This is a genomic window from Microbulbifer sp. ALW1, assembly GCF_009903625.1.
GTDB lineage: Bacteria > Pseudomonadota > Gammaproteobacteria > Pseudomonadales > Cellvibrionaceae > Microbulbifer.
Window position 1 is genome coordinate 722113 of record NZ_CP047569.1, and the last position, 15889, is coordinate 738001.

Below are 15889 nucleotides of genomic sequence, written 5' to 3' on the forward strand. Positions count from 1 at the left end.
CTTAACCTGCAACGAAGCCCGGCAACCAGGTCGCCAGCGATGGCCACACTGCCAACAGACACATCATCAGCAACTGGATCGCAATAAACGGCACCACCCCCCGGTAAATGGCCCCGGTAGACACTTCCACCGGCGCCACACCGCGCAGGTAGAAGAGCGCAAAACCGAACGGCGGTGTAAGGAATGAAGTCTGCAGATTCAGCGCGATCATCACGCCCAGCCATATTGGGTCCAGCCCCATGGCCAGCAGCACAGGGCCGACGATGGGGACTACCACAAAGGTGATCTCGATAAAGTCGAGGATGAAACCCAGCAGGAAAATCACCAGCATCACCAACAGGGTTGCGCCGATCACCCCTCCCGGCAGGCTATTGAAAAAGTGAGTGACCACTTCCTCGCCGCCAAATCCGCGGAATACCAGAGAGAACAGCGAGGCGCCGATCAGGATCGCAAACACCATGGCGGTGACCTGCAGGGTGCTTTGCCCCACTTCGCTGGCACGCTGCCAGTTCAGGGCCCCGCGCCCCCAGGCCAGTATTCCCGCACCCAGGGCACCGACGGCCGCGGCTTCGGTGGGCGTGGCAGCACCGGTGATAATGGAGCCGAGTACCAGCAGCATCAGGGCGATGGGCGGGAACAGGCTTTTCAGGATCTGCAGTGTTTCGATGTCGTCATCAGGCCGCTGGGTTTGCGCCGGTTCGCGGCGGGCGATAAACAACAGATAGAGTATGTAGGCCGCGACCAGTAACAGCCCGGGAATGATCGCCCCCATAAACAGGTCGCCCACACTCACCGGCTTCGGGTTGAAGATGCCTTGGCTGAGCTGGGCCTGCTGGTAGGCGTTGGACAGGGTGTCTCCCAACAGTACCAGCGCGATGGACGGGGGAATGATCTGCCCCAGGGTGCCGGTGGCGCAGATGGTGCCGGTGGCGAGTTTGGGGGAGTAGCCGCGTTTCAGCATGGTGGGCAGGGACATCAGGCCCATGGTCACCACGGTAGCACCGACGATGCCGGTGCTGGCGGCGAGCAGCGCGCCCACCACCACCACCGAGACCGCCATGCCCGCGGGAATCCCCGAGAAGACCCGCGCCAGGTTCACCAGCAATTCTTCGGCAATCCGCGCACGCTCCAGCATCACACCCATCAGCACAAATAGCGGCACCGCCATCAGGGTGCCGTTTTGCATGATGCCGTAGAGGCGGTCGGGGAAGGCGCGCAGCAGTTCCGCATCGAATACACCGCCGACGATGCCGAGGCCGGCGGCCAGCAGCGCGGTACCGCCCAGGGTAAAGGCCACCGGGTAGCCGAGCATCAGCGCGCCGCATACGACCAGAAACATCAGCAGGGGGATCAGTTCCATCATGCGCTCACCTCCGCGCCCGGCGCCTGGCGCACCATGGGCTTATTGTGCGCGGCCTCTTCCACAGATTGTTCAGGGGTGCCGTTGACCGCCGCGGATTTTCGCAATTCTTCCCGGGTCACCAGCATCAGGGTGTTCAGGGCGCGGGCAAATTGCGCAATGCCCTGCAGTGCCAGGGTGATCGCCGCCAGGGGCATCAGGCTTTTCAGCAGGAAGACGCCGCCGAGGCCGTCGGCACTGGCGCTGGTTTCATGTACCGCCCAGCTGCTGGCGGCGAAGTGCCAGCTGCCCACGGCGATAAACGTACACAGGGGAAGCAGGAAGATCAGACAACCGACCGCATCTACCCAGGCTTTGCCGCGGACGGACATGGTGCGGTAAAACACATCTACCCGCACATGGGCACCGGTCTGCAGGGCATAGGCAAGTCCCAGCATAAAAGCGGCGCCGTGGAGATAGGTGACCGAGTCCTGTAGGGCGAGGGAGCCCCCATCAAAGCCGTAGCGCAGTATCACCACCAGGCTCTGTATCAGCACCATGGCGAGGGTAAACCAGCCCAGCAGGCGACCGCTGGCGCTGGCAAAGCGATCCAGTCCATTTGCGGTTGTTAGCAGAAACTTCATGGGAGTTCTCTCAAACCATCTTTATTCTTCTGTTATCAATGGGTGAGAGCCTACCTGTTGGTCAGAAATTGCGCCAGCACCGGTGGCTGGAGAGTCGATTAGCTGTGTGACCAACGCTAAATCGACGGTCAAAAATGCCCTGGGGCCTGTAATCTTTTTGTAACTTTTCATTCATAGAATCGTCACCAGTTCGACATAACATGCGCCGCGTGCAGAAACTTTGAACACCCTGGAGATATCCATGAACAAGCGTCTTGCGAGCAAAAAAGTCCTGGCTTCGGCCCTGGCCGCCCTGACCATCGCTGCCTCAAACGCCGCCCTAGCCGCGCGTGACCACATCAGCATTGTTGGTTCATCCACCGTATACCCTTTCACCACTGTGGTTGCCGAGCGCTTCAGTCGCGCTACCCAGTTCAAGACCCCGGTGGTTGAGTCCACCGGTACCGGCGGCGGCATGAAGCTGTTCTGCCAGGGCGTGGGTGAAAACACCGCCGATATCACCGGTGCTTCCCGCCGCATCAAGCAGTCCGAGCTGGACATGTGTAACGACAACGGTGTCGATGTGGTGGAAGTGCAGATCGGCTTCGACGGCATCGTTCTGGCCAACGCCAAAAGCGCTACCCCCTTCGAACTGTCACGCAAGGACATCTTCCTGGCGCTGGCCAAGGATGTGCCCAACCCGGACGGTTCCGAAACGCTGGTAGCCAACCCCTATAAAACCTGGAAAGACGTCAACCCGGCGCTGCCCGCGCACAAAATTGAAGTGCTGGGCCCGCCCCCTACTTCCGGTACCCGCGACGCCTTTGCCGAACTGGCAATGGAAGGTGGCTGTAAAAAGTTTGACTGGATTGCAGCGAAAAAGGCTGCGGACAAGAATGCGTACAAAGCCATCTGCCACAACATCCGTGAAGACGGTGCCTATGTGGAAGCCGGTGAGAACGACAACCTGATCGTGAACAAGCTGGCCGCCAACCCGAATGCCCTGGGTATCTTCGGCTTCAGCTTCCTCGACCAGAATGCGGACAAGGTACAGGGTTCTCTAATCGAGGGCATGGAGCCGACCTTCGATTCCATCGCCGATCAGAGCTACCCCGTTTCCCGCCCGCTGTTCATCTACGTGAAGAAGGCCCACGTGGACGTGGTACCTGGCATCAAGCAATTCCTGGCGGAGTTCACCAATGAGCGCGCCTGGGGTGAAGAAGGTTACCTGGCGGACAAGGGTATGATCCCGCTGCCGAATGCCCAGCGCCAGCAGGTTGCGACCAATGTACGCAAGCTCAACGCTCTGACCAATCTCGCTGCCAAATAAGTATCGAGAACACAGGTAGACGGAATTACCGGCCAAGCCCCCATCCATATAACGGGGGCTTGGCCTTTTGCTTATAAGAAGCTGGCGTAATTTCTGAACTCTTTTGGGGTTGGCGCCATGCAAAATAGCTGGAAGTCCGGATAATGGCCGGCAATTTTTGAAACTGACTTTGAAATAGAGTTAACCGAGCAAATCGATGCAGACTCCCACTCTCTTCGCCCTGCTGTTGCTACTGATTCTGGTGGCCTACGGTACCGGCTTCAGTCGTGCGCTGAGTGCCGCCCGCAGTCGCGGCGGTGTTCGCAGCCTGGCTTCCCTGCCCAGCTATTACGGGGTGCATACCGCACTCTGGTGCGGCCTGCCGGCCCTGTTAATCCTGGGGACCTGGCTGGCCTTTGACGACTCCATCATCCGCACCCTGGTAATGGGTGGTATTGTGGATAAGCCGGCTACCCTCTCTGGCCAGAACCTGTTGTACGCGCAGATCCAGAATATGGCGGCGGGTAATCTCGTTGGCGAGAGCACGCCGCAACTGGAAGCCGCGGCTGAGCATCTGAGCAGCCTGCGGGAAAATGGCCAGCTATTGCAGACCGCGCTGATCCTGATTCTGTCCATCGGTTTTGGCGCCTTCGCCCTGCTGCGTATTTCCCCGGAAATGCGCGCGCGGGAAAAAGTGGAAAAGGTCCTGCGCGCGATTCTGCTGGTGTGCGCTTGTGCCGCCATCTTTACCACCGTCGGCATCCTGATGTCGGTACTGCTGGAATCCATTCGCTTCTTCCAGGCGGTGCCGGTAACCGAATTCCTGTTTGGTTTGCACTGGAGCCCGCAGATGGCCATGCGTGCCGACCAGGTGGGTTCCAGCGGCGCCTTTGGTGCGGTACCACTGTTTACCGGCACTTTAATGGTATCGGCCATCGCCATGCTGGTGGCGGTACCCGTGGGCCTGATGTCGGCGATCTACCTGGCGGAATATGCCGGTAACCGGGTGCGCGCCTTTGCCAAGCCGCTGATCGAAATTCTCGCCGGTGTGCCCACTGTGGTATACGGCTTCTTCGCCGCCCTCACCGTGGCGCCTTTCATTCGCGATCTGGCGCAGTCGGTCGGCCTCGAAGCCTCCAGTGAAAGTGCCCTGGCCGCTGGCCTGGTAATGGGGGTGATGATTATTCCTTTCGTCTCGTCCTTGTCCGACGATGTGATCAATGCGGTGCCGCAATCCCTGCGCGATGGCGCTCTCGGTCTCGGCTCCACCAAATCGGAAACCGTGCGCAAGGTGGTGATTCCGGCGGCGCTGCCGGGCATTGTCGGCGGTGTACTGCTGGCGGTGTCCCGCGCCATCGGCGAGACCATGATTGTGGTGATGGCGGCGGGCCTTGCGGCCAACCTTACCGCCAACCCGTTGGAGTCGGTCACTACCGTCACGGTACAGATCGTTACCCTGCTGGTGGGCGACCAGGAGTTCGACAGCCCCAAAACCCTCGCGGCCTTCGCCCTCGGTTTGATGCTGTTCATCAGCACCCTGATCCTCAACTTTATTGCCCTGCACGTTGTGAAAAAATACCGGGAACAGTATGACTGATCTGACTCAAGCCCAGGTGCGCGAAAAAATTGCCGCGCGCCTCGCCAGCCGTCATCGCAAGGAAAAAATCTTCCGCGGGTTCGGCATCGCCAGTATTGCATTCGGTGTACTGGCGGTTGTGGTGCTGTTTACCGACATCATCAGCAAGGGCTCCAGCGCTTTTGTGCAGACCCAGATCCAGCTGGAGGTTCATTACGATCCGGCGGAACTGGGCATTGACAAGGTGGACCATGAAAGTCTCGCCTGGGCCAACTTCGACGGTGTCATCCGCGCGTCCCTGCGTGAGCGCTTCCCCGATGTGAGTGGTCGCCGCGACAAGCGTGCGCTGTATGCACTAGTTTCCAACGGTGCCGGTTTTGAGCTGCGCGAGCGCCTGGAAAACCACCCGGAATTGCTCGGCCAGACTGAAACGCTGTGGTTCAACGCCGATGACGACGTCGACACCTATGTCAAAAGCCTGTCCAAGAGCAAAGAAGGCTTTACCGGACGTACTGATGAACAGCAAGCGGGCTGGATTCTGTCCCTGCGCGATAGCGGTGAACTGGAGAAGCGTTTCAATACCACCTTCTTTACTAACGGCGATTCCCGCGAGCCGGAGCAGGCAGGCATCCGCGCGGCCCTAGTAGGCTCCCTGCTGACCCTGCTGGTGACCCTGGCGCTGTCCTTCCCCATCGGTGTGGCCGCGGCAATTTACCTGGAAGAGTTTGCGCCGAAAAATCGCTGGACCGACCTGATCGAGGTGAACATCAATAACCTGGCTGCGGTACCGTCCATTGTGTTCGGTCTGCTGGGGCTGGCGATTTTCATCAACTTCTTCGAGTTACCGCGCTCGGCGCCGCTGGTGGGTGGTCTGGTGCTGACCCTGATGACCCTGCCGACGATCATCATTTCCAGCCGTGCCTCGCTCAAATCCGTACCGCCCTCCATCCGCGAAGCGGCCATGGGCATGGGGGCCTCGCGTATGCAGGTGGTGTTGCACCACGTATTGCCGCTGGCGATGCCGGGCATGTTGACCGGCGCCATTATCGGTATGGCCCAGGCCCTGGGTGAGACGGCCCCGCTGCTGATGATCGGTATGGTGGCATTTATTGTCGACGTGCCCCACGGGGTCACCGACCCGTCCACGGTGCTGCCGGTACAGATTTTCCTGTGGGCCGACAGCCCGGAGCGCGCCTTTGTGGAGCGCACCTCTGCGGCGATCATGGTTCTGTTGGCAGTCCTGATCACCATGAACACCTGCGCAGTCTGGCTGCGCAAGAAACTTGAGCGCCGCTGGTAAAGCCGGCGAATGCTAAGATAGCGAACCGAGATATAGAGCCATGACCACCATGACCCTGAACGCCGGCCAGAGTGTACCGGCCAGCGACAATACCGGTGCCACAGCCGCGGAGCCCAATGTAGTGAAAACCAATGTAGAAATCGCAAAAACCGTTGGCAGCCCCTTCTGTGATGAAGCCAAGCTGCGGATGCGCAATGTGAATGTGTTCTACGGTGAAGCCCAGGCGATTCACGATGTGAGCCTGGATATCGGCCGCAACCAGGTGGTGGCCATGATCGGCCCGTCCGGCTGCGGTAAATCCACCTTCTTGCGCTGTCTCAACCGCATGAACGACACCATTGAGGGCTGTCGCGTGGAAGGCGAGCTGAGCCTCGACGGTGAAGCCATTTACGGCCCCAAGGTGGATGTGGTGCCGCTGCGCGCGCGGGTGGGCATGGTGTTCCAGAAGCCGAACCCCTTCCCCAAGACGATTTACGAAAACGTCGCCTATGGGCCCAAAATCCACGGAATCGCCAGCCGCCGCGCGGAACTGGATGAGATCGTCGAGAACAGCCTGCGCCGCGCCGGTCTGTGGAATGAGGTGAAAGACCGCCTGGACAAGCCCGGCACCGGCCTCTCCGGCGGTCAGCAGCAGCGCCTGTGTATCGCCCGCGCCATTGCTGTGAGCCCGGAAGTAATCCTGATGGACGAGCCCTGTTCGGCCCTCGACCCGATTGCTACTGCCCGTATCGAAGAGCTGATCGACGAGCTGCGCCAGAACTACACCATCGCCATCGTCACCCATTCGATGCAGCAGGCGGCCCGTGTCAGCCAGCGCACCGCCTACTTCCACCTGGGCAAGCTGGTAGAAGTAAACGATACCGAGACGGTGTTCACCAATCCCGAGCACGAACTCACCGAAGCCTACATTACCGGCCGTTTCGGCTAAGGTTGGGGGGAGCCCACAGAAGATTATGGAAATGCATTTCGATCAACACATCTCCCGCCAGTTCAACGAGGACCTCGAAAGCCTCAAAACGGAAATGCTGGAAATGGGTGGCATGGTCACCCGCCAGGTGGCCGACGCCGTAGAGGCCCTGGCCAACGCCGACAGTGAGCTGGCAGAAAAAGTTTTACAGGTGGAAGAGGAAATCGACCGCTGCGAAATGGAACTGGACGAGCACGCGACCCTGATCATCGCCAAGCGCCAGCCGGCGGCGTCGGATCTGCGTATGGTGATGTCGGTCATCCGCATCGCCCGCGACCTCGAGCGCGTGGGTGACGAGGCCAGCAAGATCGCCAAGATGGCCATAGCGTTGACGGACGAGGGCACCGCACCCCGCGGTTATACTGAAATCCGCCACATCGCCAACGCCGTGCGCAAGATGCTGAATGATTCCCTCGACGCCTACACCCGCTTCGACGTCAAGTCCGCCATGGAAACCCTGGCCGAAGACGAGCAGGTGGATATGGATTACCGCAGCGCGATTCGCGAAATGGTCACCTACATGATGGAAGACCCGCGCAGCATTTCCCGGGTAATGAACGTGCTATGGACCCTGCGTTCGCTGGAGCGCATTGGCGACCACGCCAAGAATATCTGCGAGCAGGTGGTGTATTTGGTGAAAGGCGCGGACATACGTCACGGAAATGAAAAAAATCTGCGATAAAAATTTCTCGGTACTGAATAAATAAACCGAGAAATTTTTCCCAAGAAAAGGCCGCAATTGCGGCCTTTTTTATTTTTGTACCAGTTCCAATTGAGAATTGATTACAAAAAGAAAGGTTTTTTTGGTAAAGCCAAAGGGTTTATTTCATCGGTTTTGTTTGGCCGAACAAGCCCCTGACCCAGCAAATACTGACGCACAAACATATTCAGCATTGGTTCAGTTCCAAGCGCGCAAAATAACCGGGCGTCTGTAGTTAAGCTACCGAATACAAATCGTATTTGAGACGCTCGTCGCAATTAATTCTTTTCATTGCACAGTCAAATTCCTTTGCTTAGAATCCGCGCCGAATTTATCTCGGGCTCAATTTTGCGAGTTTGGGTAAATCGGACGGGTACCAAAGTACTGATGTAAATTAAACAGGGAACACTTCCATGAAGTTCAAGTTTGCCGCACTTCCTCTTATGCTGGTTTCTGCCATTGCTTCCGCAGAGCAGTACAATTCTTTCACCGATGCTGACTATGAAACTCGCGATTATCGCGGTGCAGATGTCGATACCTTGAGCGTTCAGTCTCAGTATTATTTCGGTGCCCTGAATACTCTGGGTCCGCGTAAAGAGTTCAACTACATTCTGCCAGTAACCAATATTTACGGTGGGGTATCCTCGCTCGACGCCGGTCAGTTTGACGATGAGATCGTGACATTCGGTGGCGAGTACTACACCGGCCAGTGGAAGTTATTTGGTGAGTTCAACGATGTTTACTCCACCAATGTTTACAGTGCCGGTGCTGGCTTCCTGTTCTCTCCGAACCTGCTTGCCGAAGTTGAAGCGCAGAAAGTAGAAGATGAAGACACCGTATTGTATGTTCGTGGCCAATACAACCATCAGTTGAGCGGCACCGACTACATCGGTTTCACTGCAGAAATTGATGATGGCTTCGACTACCGCAGTATTTCTTCCAAGTACTTCACCGCTCTATCCGGCGGCCAGTACTTTACCACTGAGCTTGGTCTGACCGACACCGATGGCGCTGACTTCTATTGGAATGGTGGAGTTGAGTTTTACTTCAACGAAAACACTTCCGTGGGCGCGGCTTACGATGAATTGGTAGAAGACTACGAAATCAATGCTACTCATTTCTTCAATCGCAATGTCGCAGCTAAAGTTGCCTATGGTTCCAACCGCGATTTCGACGACCTGGATATGTTCCGCATTGGCGTAACCGTTCAGCTGTAATTTTCCCTACAACGGAAAATTAGCAAATAAAAAAGCGGGCGAATTTCTTCGCCCGCTTTTTTCGTTTCTACACTCGCAAAATAATTTTCAAGCTTACCCCTTGCTTTCCAATGCCTGCACCCGCGCCTGCGCCTTGGTGGCAATATCACCTTCCGATTGCGCTGCAATCTGGTACTGGCTCAACGCATTCTTGGTATTGCCCTGCTGTTCGTAAACCTGCCCCAGGTAATAGTGCGCGTGGGGCGTATCCAGGTACTGGGTGGAGCGGTTCAGGTCGCGCTCGGCGGCGGTGTAGTTTTTCAGCTGGGCATTCAGCATGCCGCGCATCAGCCAGTTGGAAAACAGCGTGGGGTTTTTCTGTACCGCGGTTTCATAGGACTTCAGTGCCGGCTGGTACTGCTCCTTTTGTGCCAATAGGTCCCCTTCCAGCGCGTAAAAGGCAGCTTCCTTGGGCTGCTGTTGTTGTGCGCGGCGGGTCAGGCTCAATGCCTGGTCGTATTCTTTGTTCTTGGCCGCTTTCAGCGCATTGTCATAGCTCTTGTATGCATCGGCATCGCGTCGCAACTGAGCAATGGCCTTCTGATACTGGGTGCGGTTGGTGGTGCCACCGCCGAGTTTCTTGGCGTGTTTGATATTGGCATCCACTCGCGACTGGGACGGCGGGTGGCTGGCGAACAGCGCTTCCAGCCCACCGGACTGGCTGCCCTTGGACAGCTCCACAAATTTCTCCTGCAGGCGCACCGCACCTTGGGGGTCGTAGCCGGCAGCGGCCATATAGCGCATGCCGTACTGGTCGGACTCCAGTTCGTTGTCGCGGCCGTACTTGGCGATATAGGCGGAGCCGCCGAACTGGCTGCCGGCGGAAATCAGGTCGCCATAGCCGGTGTTCTGGGTGGTGGCGCCGAGAATGGCGATGCCCGCTCCGAGGATCTGCTGCTGGGACATGGCAGCAGCGGAGTGGCGCGCGGCGGCGTGAACGATTTCATGGCCAAGTACCGCGGCGAGCTCCGCTTCGTCTTCCAGCAGTACCAGCAGGCCGCGGTTGACCGCGATCTTGCCGCCGGGCAGTGCCCAGGCGTTGGGTGTGGAGTTGTTCAGTACCACGAATTCATAGGGCAAGGTGGGCTGGTCGGAGACCCTGGCCAGTTTCTGCCCTACGCCATTCACATAGCTCTGCAGCGCCGGGTCCACCAGGTACTGGCCGCCCTGGGTCTGCTGGGCCTTGGGATACTGTTGCGCGCCCAGGGCCACTTCCTGGTTCTGGGACATCAGCGACAGCTCTTTCTTGCCGGTAACCGGGTTGACCGCACAGCCAGCAATACCGGCGGTTACCGCAGCGGCGATGGCGGTGGCCAGGAGTCGGTTTGAGATTGAACGCGGAAACATGATCCTCTCCCTGTATAATGTTCGATCTTTTGGCGCGGCTCGACACAGCGATCTGTGGAGCCAGTTCAAGGCCGATTATTGTACACAGTCCGGGGAGAGAGGTTATGACGACCGCACTGCAGATTATCGAATTATTCGCCGGCACCAATCCGGATGGCGAGCCAGTGGTGGAGCGGATGCAGGTACGGGTCAACGAAGACGACAGCCTGCAGCTGGTGCGCTCACCGGCGTTTATCAAGGGCATTGCCAGTGGCGACACCATCAAGGTAGACCGCACCGACCCCGACAAACCGGGCTTTGAGCTGATCAAGCGCTCCGGCAATCTGGCGGTGCGGATCTTCTGCCGCGGCGACAGCACCAAGTTGTCGGACCAGCTGACCCCGCAACTGGAGAAGCTTGGTGGCGAGCTGGACATGGAGAGCCCGCGCCTGCTGGTGTACAGCATCCACGTCAGCTGTGGATTCGCTGAAATCGAGCAGATCCTCAACAGTGCCTGCGACGGCGCCAACAGCGTCTGGTACTACGGCAATGTCTATGACCCGGTAGATGGCCAGACACCGCTGAACTGGTGGCAGGACATCCTGAAACCGGAATAAGCCCGGAATAACTTACCCCTGCCGCTACTCGGAACTGATGAAGACGTTATTTTCATGCTGATAGTTATTTCCCCTGCAAAAACCCTGGATTACGAAAGCGAGATACCCCAGCTGGACACCACGCAGCCGGACTTCCTCAAGGAGTCCGCGGTGCTGATCAAGCAGCTTAAGGCGCTGAGCCCGCAGGACATTTCCGGCCTGATGAAGATCTCGGACAAGCTGGGCCTGCTCAATTACGACCGTTTCCACAGCTGGAAGCGGCCGTTCAGTGACAGTAACGCGCGCCCGGCCTTGCTGGCGTTCAAGGGCGACGTGTACACCGGGCTGGCGGCGGAAACTATGAACAAGCGGGATTTCGCCTTTGCGCAGAAACACCTGCGTATGCTCTCCGGCCTCTACGGTCTGCTGCGCCCGCTGGACCTGATGCAACCCTACCGGTTGGAAATGGGCACCAAGTTCGCCAACAGCGGCGGTAAAAACCTGTATGAATTCTGGGGTGGCAAGATCACCGCAGCGCTGAACGAGCAGCTGAAAGCTGTGAAAAGCAAAGAGCTGGTGAATCTCGCTTCTAACGAGTATTTCAAAGCCGTACAGCCGAAAAGCCTGCAGGGTGAAATCATTACCCCCCACTTCAAGGACTGGAAAAACGGCCAGTACAAAATGATCAGCTTCTTCGCCAAAAAAGCCCGCGGCATGATGAGTCGCTGGGCCATCGACCAGCGGGTGAAAAAGGCGGAGCAACTGAAAGACTTCGACGTGGCCGGTTACTACTTCAGTGAAGAGCACTCCAAAGGCAACGATTGGGTGTTCCTGCGCGACGAACAGCCGGCCTGAGCACAATGACAATGGAATCCCAGCTGCCAGACGCGCCTTCCACCGAGCGCAACCGCCAACCGATACTGGAGCACCTGCAGCGGTTGCTGGTGAATAGCCGACATCTGCTGGAAATCGGCAGCGGCACCGGCCAGCACGCGGTGTATTTTGCCCCGCGCTTGCCCCGGGTAACCTGGCAGACCTCGGAGCGCCTTCAGAATCTGCACGAGGTGCAGGCCTGGTTGAACTACAGCCCGGCAGACAATCTGCCGGCACCCGTGGCACTGGACGTGACCGGGAATTGGCCATCACTCCGTGTGGATACGGTATTCACCTCGAATACCCTGCACATCATGCCGGCCACTGCGGTGGAGGTGTTTTTCGCGCGTCTGAAAAATGTATTGCAGCCCGGTGGTCAGCTGATCGTTTACGGTCCGGTAAAAATCGCCGGGGAATACATCGGCCCGAGTAATGCGGATTTTGATTGCTGGTTGAAGGAGCAGGATTCCCTGCGGGGTATTCGCGATCTGGAGTGGCTGGATCAACTGGCTGCGGTGGAAGGTCTGGTGCGCACGGAAAACAACGACCTGCCGGCGCACAATCAATTGCTGGTGTGGCAGCTGGCGGGATGATCCCGCAGCCTTGAACAGAGAGACATTTGACCTGAACCAAGACCCGGCACAGGTAAGTGACTCAGGTAAGTAACTCAAGTAAGAAATTCAGGAAAGTAACTCAAGTAAGTAATAGGAGGTGCGCATTATGCCCCCATGGTTTGAAACCACCCTCGCGATCTTCGCGGCTATTGCCGCGGTGTTTTTCTTCGGGAAATACCGCGAAACGGCCGCCGCACTACATGAAGCGGAGCGTATGAAGCACAAGCTCTCCAAAGACCTGGATCGATACCGGGATGTGCCCCAGTTGCGGGCCCTGCGCGATGGTTTAGTTGGCGAGCGCAAGCTGCCGGAAGATGACGACGGGCATGCACACCTGCTGATTCGCGATAGCGGGCGCAAGCTGGTGCATGTCACAGTGCAGAAAACTGCCAGCCCTGTGGCCGGTGATGAAAAGATCCACTACCAGTCCGGCGGCGAACAGCAGCTTTTGCAGGAGTTGGAATAATTTCTCGTTTGAGCGCTGCCGTTAGTAAAAAGCCCCGCATAGCGGGGCTTTTTTGTGTGAGTGAGATTAAATCCGGTAGCTGACCGAGACTTAACGCTCGATGCCGTGGTGCTACTTGTCACATGTTTCTGTTGATTCACTTCTCAAAATAGCCAAAAAGGGCCATTGAGGCGCCAAATCTTTGCCGGTATTTTTGCACAGCAAAAAAATCCTAATAACGCTGCATACAAAAATTTCTGACTAAAGATAAACAGGATACGGATGAACATGTGGACCAAAAATAAACTAGCCAGCATGGTTGCTGCGGGGGCGATTCTGGGGGCGGCGCCGGTAGCGGCAGAGGTATTTTCCGGGCGCGGTACCGCCATGGCTGGCGCAGGGGTTGCCGGTGGTGACTATACCTACAGTGCCTTGATCAACCCGGCGACCGCGACCAACTTCAAGGAAAATGACGATTTTGCCACGACCTTCGATTTTGGCCTGATCGCCAACAACGAAAACGAATTCCTCGATACCAGTGAAGACCTGACCGATTTTATCGAGGAGCTCGACGGCTATACCGCCAACCAGAGCGATGCCGGTTACATCCTGTCGCAGCTGGAAATTCTCGATGACTCCCGGCTGACCCTGGATGCCGGTGCCCAGCTGACCATCGCTGTGCCCAACAGTCTGGCCTCGGGCGTGCTTTTCGTGCGCCAGTCTGCCTTTATCGCCACCGACGTCCAGCTGGCGGATTCCGATGTGGCACTGCTGGAAAACTTCGGCGAACAGCTTTTTGACGAAAACGACCTGCAAACCGCGGCGGGCGCCTTCGGTTACCGCATGCAGGAAATCGGTTTCGCCGCCGCGCGGCAATTTACCTTTGGTGGCTACCAGGTTTCCCTGGGAGCCACGCCGAAGCACCAGCGTGTGGAAACCATCGAATACATCGAAACCATTGCCGGCTTCGACAGTGATGATTTTGAAGCGGATGATTACACCCTGGAGCACACCAACTTCAATATCGACTTCGGAGCCACCATCAACTGGGGTGAACTGCAGGGCGGTATCTCCCTGCGCAACGCCCTGGCCCAGGAGTACGAAACCGTTCAGGGGGGGGTGGATATTCAACTGGACCCGCAACTGACCGCGGGTGCCGGTTACACCGGTGAAATTTTCACCGTGCTGGCAGATCTGGACCTGAACTCGGTGGAGCTGTTCGACGGTGCCGGTGAAGTGCAGATTGCCCGTGTGGGTGCGGAAGTGGATCTGTTCGACTGGGCCCAGCTGCGCCTGGGCTACCGCCATGACCTGAAAGGCACCTACGACGGCGCTCTCACCGCCGGTTTCGGCTTCAGTCCCTTCGATGTGGTGCACTTCCACCTGTCCGCCATCAAATCTTCCGATGACACGCTGGGCGCCGCCCTGCAGTTCGGACTGGAGCTGTAAGCCTATCTCTTGATCGCTAATCTCTTGATCAGTGGTACCTGGGGCCTTAGGGCCCCTTTTTTATTTGGTCGGCTGGGTGCCGGTGAGGTGGCCGACTGCCATCATACTGAACTCACCGCCGTCAGCTTTTGTGACGGGAAGTTGAGGGTAAAGGTACTGCCGCGGCCGGGCACACTGGTCACACTCATATTGGCGCTGTGGCGTATCAGCACGTGTTTGACGATGGCCAGGCCGAGACCGGTACCGCCACTTTCCCGCGAACGGCCCGCATCCACGCGGTAGAAGCGCTCGGTAAGGCGCGGGATATGTAGGGAATCAATACCGATACCGGAATCCTTCACCGAAAAATGCCCGCCCGCCGCGTCCACCTGCCAGCGCAACTCGATAGGCCCGCCGTCCGGACTGTACTTCACCGCGTTGAACGCCAGGTTGGCAAAGGCACTGTGCAGCTCACCGGCATCCCCGGTAATGGTGCAATCCTCATCAAAATGCACGGAGATATCGTGGCGCTCACCACTCAGCGAACGCGCCTCACCGGCCACCCGCTCCATCAGCTCCCGCACTGAAACCTTGTCCCGGCCGCTGTCGCGTTCCGAGGTTTCCAGCCGTGCCAGCAACAGCAGATCATTCACCAGGCTGGTCATACGCACTGTCTGCTCGCTCATCTGCCCCAGCGGCCGCTCCCAGTTGCGCGGCGCCTGGCCGCTGAGCTGCAGGGTCTCCAGATAGCCCGCAATCACCGTCAGGGGCGTGCGCAACTCGTGGGAAACATTCGCCACAAAATCCCGCCGCATCTGTTCCAGGTTATGCAGCCGCGTCACATCCCGCACAATCACCAGCGCCTCATCCTGGCCGAAACGGGTGACCTCCATCTGCAAAATGCGCGAATCGTCCCCCGGCGCCGGCAGCGTAATCGGCTCCTGCGAGCCGCCGCGCCGCCCCGACATCCGCTGATAGATATGCTCCACAAAGCGCGGGTCGCGCACAAAATTCACCAGCGGCTGGCCCGCATCGTCCGTCTGCAGCCGCAACATCTGTCCCGCTGCCGGATTCCACCAGGCCAGATTGCCCTCATCTTCCAGCGCAACAATCCCCTCGCGCAGTGCACTGGTACTGTCCTGCACCCGGCGCAGCATGGAATGGAGCTTTTGCTTTTCTTTGCGGTGGCGGCGCTGCATGCGATAGAAATCGTCGGAAATATCCCCCCAGACCCCGAAGCTGGTGGGCGCCGGGCCGCGGCGGCCATTGGAGAGCCAGCGATCGAACTGGTTCTGTTGCCAGAGCAACCAGAAGAGGTAAACGGTGAGGCCGGAACAGAGTGCCAGCCACCAGTGGCCGGTGGAAAAACCGAAAATGGTGGTGCCGAGGGCGATGACGATAAAACGCGAGAACTCGCCAATACTGCGATCGAGCATGATGGTTGGGCCATCTTGTTTTGGGGTGGGTGCATCCTGCGAATGCCGGAGCCGTGCGCAGGACTCTAAGCGAAGGCTGAGTGCCGGGAGCGGGTTTTCAG

At 58.0% G+C, this 15889-nt stretch carries 15 protein-coding genes; 11 read left to right on the forward strand and 4 right to left on the reverse strand.

The annotated features are described in order from the left end of the window. Position 1: 1 nt before the first annotated feature. Both GRX76_RS02885 and GRX76_RS02890 read right to left on the reverse strand, forming a co-directional pair. Positions 2 to 1363: a TRAP transporter large permease subunit gene (locus tag GRX76_RS02885; protein ID WP_160151931.1), complete on the reverse strand. Its 1362-nt coding sequence runs from the start codon at positions 1361 to 1363 to the stop codon at positions 2 to 4. Continuing rightward, on the reverse strand, positions 1360 to 1983 hold the full coding sequence (locus tag GRX76_RS02890) for a TRAP transporter small permease subunit (protein WP_160151932.1): 624 nt from the start codon (positions 1981 to 1983) through the stop codon (positions 1360 to 1362). Before GRX76_RS02890 ends, GRX76_RS02885 begins: the two co-directional genes overlap by 4 nt. A gap of 241 nt (positions 1984 to 2224) precedes the next feature. On the opposite strand from GRX76_RS02890, the gene GRX76_RS02895 reads away from it, so the two are divergent. From GRX76_RS02895 to GRX76_RS02920, 6 genes are all read left to right on the forward strand, one after another. After that, on the forward strand, positions 2225 to 3292 hold the full coding sequence (locus GRX76_RS02895) for a PstS family phosphate ABC transporter substrate-binding protein (RefSeq protein ID WP_236250521.1): 1068 nt from the start codon (positions 2225 to 2227) through the stop codon (positions 3290 to 3292). Between the two features lie 196 nt (positions 3293 to 3488). Further along, the gene (gene pstC, locus GRX76_RS02900; protein WP_160151933.1) at positions 3489 to 4868 is read left to right on the forward strand and encodes a phosphate ABC transporter permease subunit PstC; all 1380 of its coding nucleotides are present in this window, start codon (positions 3489 to 3491) and stop codon (positions 4866 to 4868) included. Continuing rightward, the gene (gene pstA / locus GRX76_RS02905) at positions 4861 to 6147 is read left to right on the forward strand and encodes a phosphate ABC transporter permease PstA (RefSeq protein ID WP_160151934.1); all 1287 of its coding nucleotides are present in this window, start codon (positions 4861 to 4863) and stop codon (positions 6145 to 6147) included. Before pstC ends, pstA begins: the two co-directional genes overlap by 8 nt. 187 nt (positions 6148 to 6334) lie before the next feature. Beyond that, positions 6335 to 7075, forward strand: coding sequence for a phosphate ABC transporter ATP-binding protein PstB (pstB, locus tag GRX76_RS02910; RefSeq protein ID WP_236250629.1), 741 nt, complete (start codon positions 6335 to 6337; stop codon positions 7073 to 7075). A gap of 25 nt (positions 7076 to 7100) precedes the next feature. After that, positions 7101 to 7796, forward strand: coding sequence for a phosphate signaling complex protein PhoU (phoU, locus tag GRX76_RS02915; protein WP_201276893.1), 696 nt, complete (start codon positions 7101 to 7103; stop codon positions 7794 to 7796). A 431-nt stretch (positions 7797 to 8227) separates the two neighbouring features. Next, entirely contained in the window at positions 8228 to 9031 is an 804-nt protein-coding gene (locus GRX76_RS02920) for a putative porin (RefSeq protein WP_160151936.1), read from the forward strand. A gap of 93 nt (positions 9032 to 9124) precedes the next feature. Here the strand turns inward: GRX76_RS02920 and GRX76_RS02925 are convergent, their stop codons facing one another. Then, complete coding sequence (locus tag GRX76_RS02925; RefSeq protein WP_160151937.1) at positions 9125 to 10417, reverse strand: M48 family metalloprotease; 1293 nt, start codon at positions 10415 to 10417, stop codon at positions 9125 to 9127. Between the two features lie 104 nt (positions 10418 to 10521). Between GRX76_RS02925 and GRX76_RS02930 the strand changes: the two genes are divergently transcribed. The 5 genes from GRX76_RS02930 (at position 10522) to traF (ending at position 14373) form a co-directional block, all read left to right on the forward strand. Next, complete coding sequence (locus tag GRX76_RS02930) at positions 10522 to 11013, forward strand: DUF4265 domain-containing protein (RefSeq protein ID WP_160151938.1); 492 nt, start codon at positions 10522 to 10524, stop codon at positions 11011 to 11013. Positions 11014 to 11067: 54 nt separating this feature from the next. Beyond that, positions 11068 to 11847: a peroxide stress protein YaaA gene (yaaA, locus tag GRX76_RS02935; RefSeq protein WP_160151939.1), complete on the forward strand. Its 780-nt coding sequence runs from the start codon at positions 11068 to 11070 to the stop codon at positions 11845 to 11847. A gap of 5 nt (positions 11848 to 11852) precedes the next feature. Beyond that, positions 11853 to 12458 (forward strand): DUF938 domain-containing protein, encoded by a 606-nt coding sequence (locus GRX76_RS02940; protein ID WP_236250522.1) that lies wholly within the window; start codon positions 11853 to 11855, stop codon positions 12456 to 12458. Positions 12459 to 12585: 127 nt separating this feature from the next. Beyond that, entirely contained in the window at positions 12586 to 12945 is a 360-nt protein-coding gene (locus tag GRX76_RS02945) for a hypothetical protein (RefSeq protein ID WP_160151940.1), read from the forward strand. 267 nt (positions 12946 to 13212) lie between these two features. Further along, a complete protein-coding gene (traF, locus tag GRX76_RS02950) occupies positions 13213 to 14373 on the forward strand; it encodes a conjugal transfer protein TraF (protein ID WP_160151941.1) in 1161 nt (386 codons plus the stop codon). 101 nt (positions 14374 to 14474) lie between these two features. Here traF and phoR read toward each other — a convergent pair whose 3' ends face one another. Continuing rightward, complete coding sequence (phoR, locus tag GRX76_RS02955) at positions 14475 to 15788, reverse strand: phosphate regulon sensor histidine kinase PhoR (protein WP_160151942.1); 1314 nt, start codon at positions 15786 to 15788, stop codon at positions 14475 to 14477. Positions 15789 to 15889 lie beyond the last annotated feature (101 nt).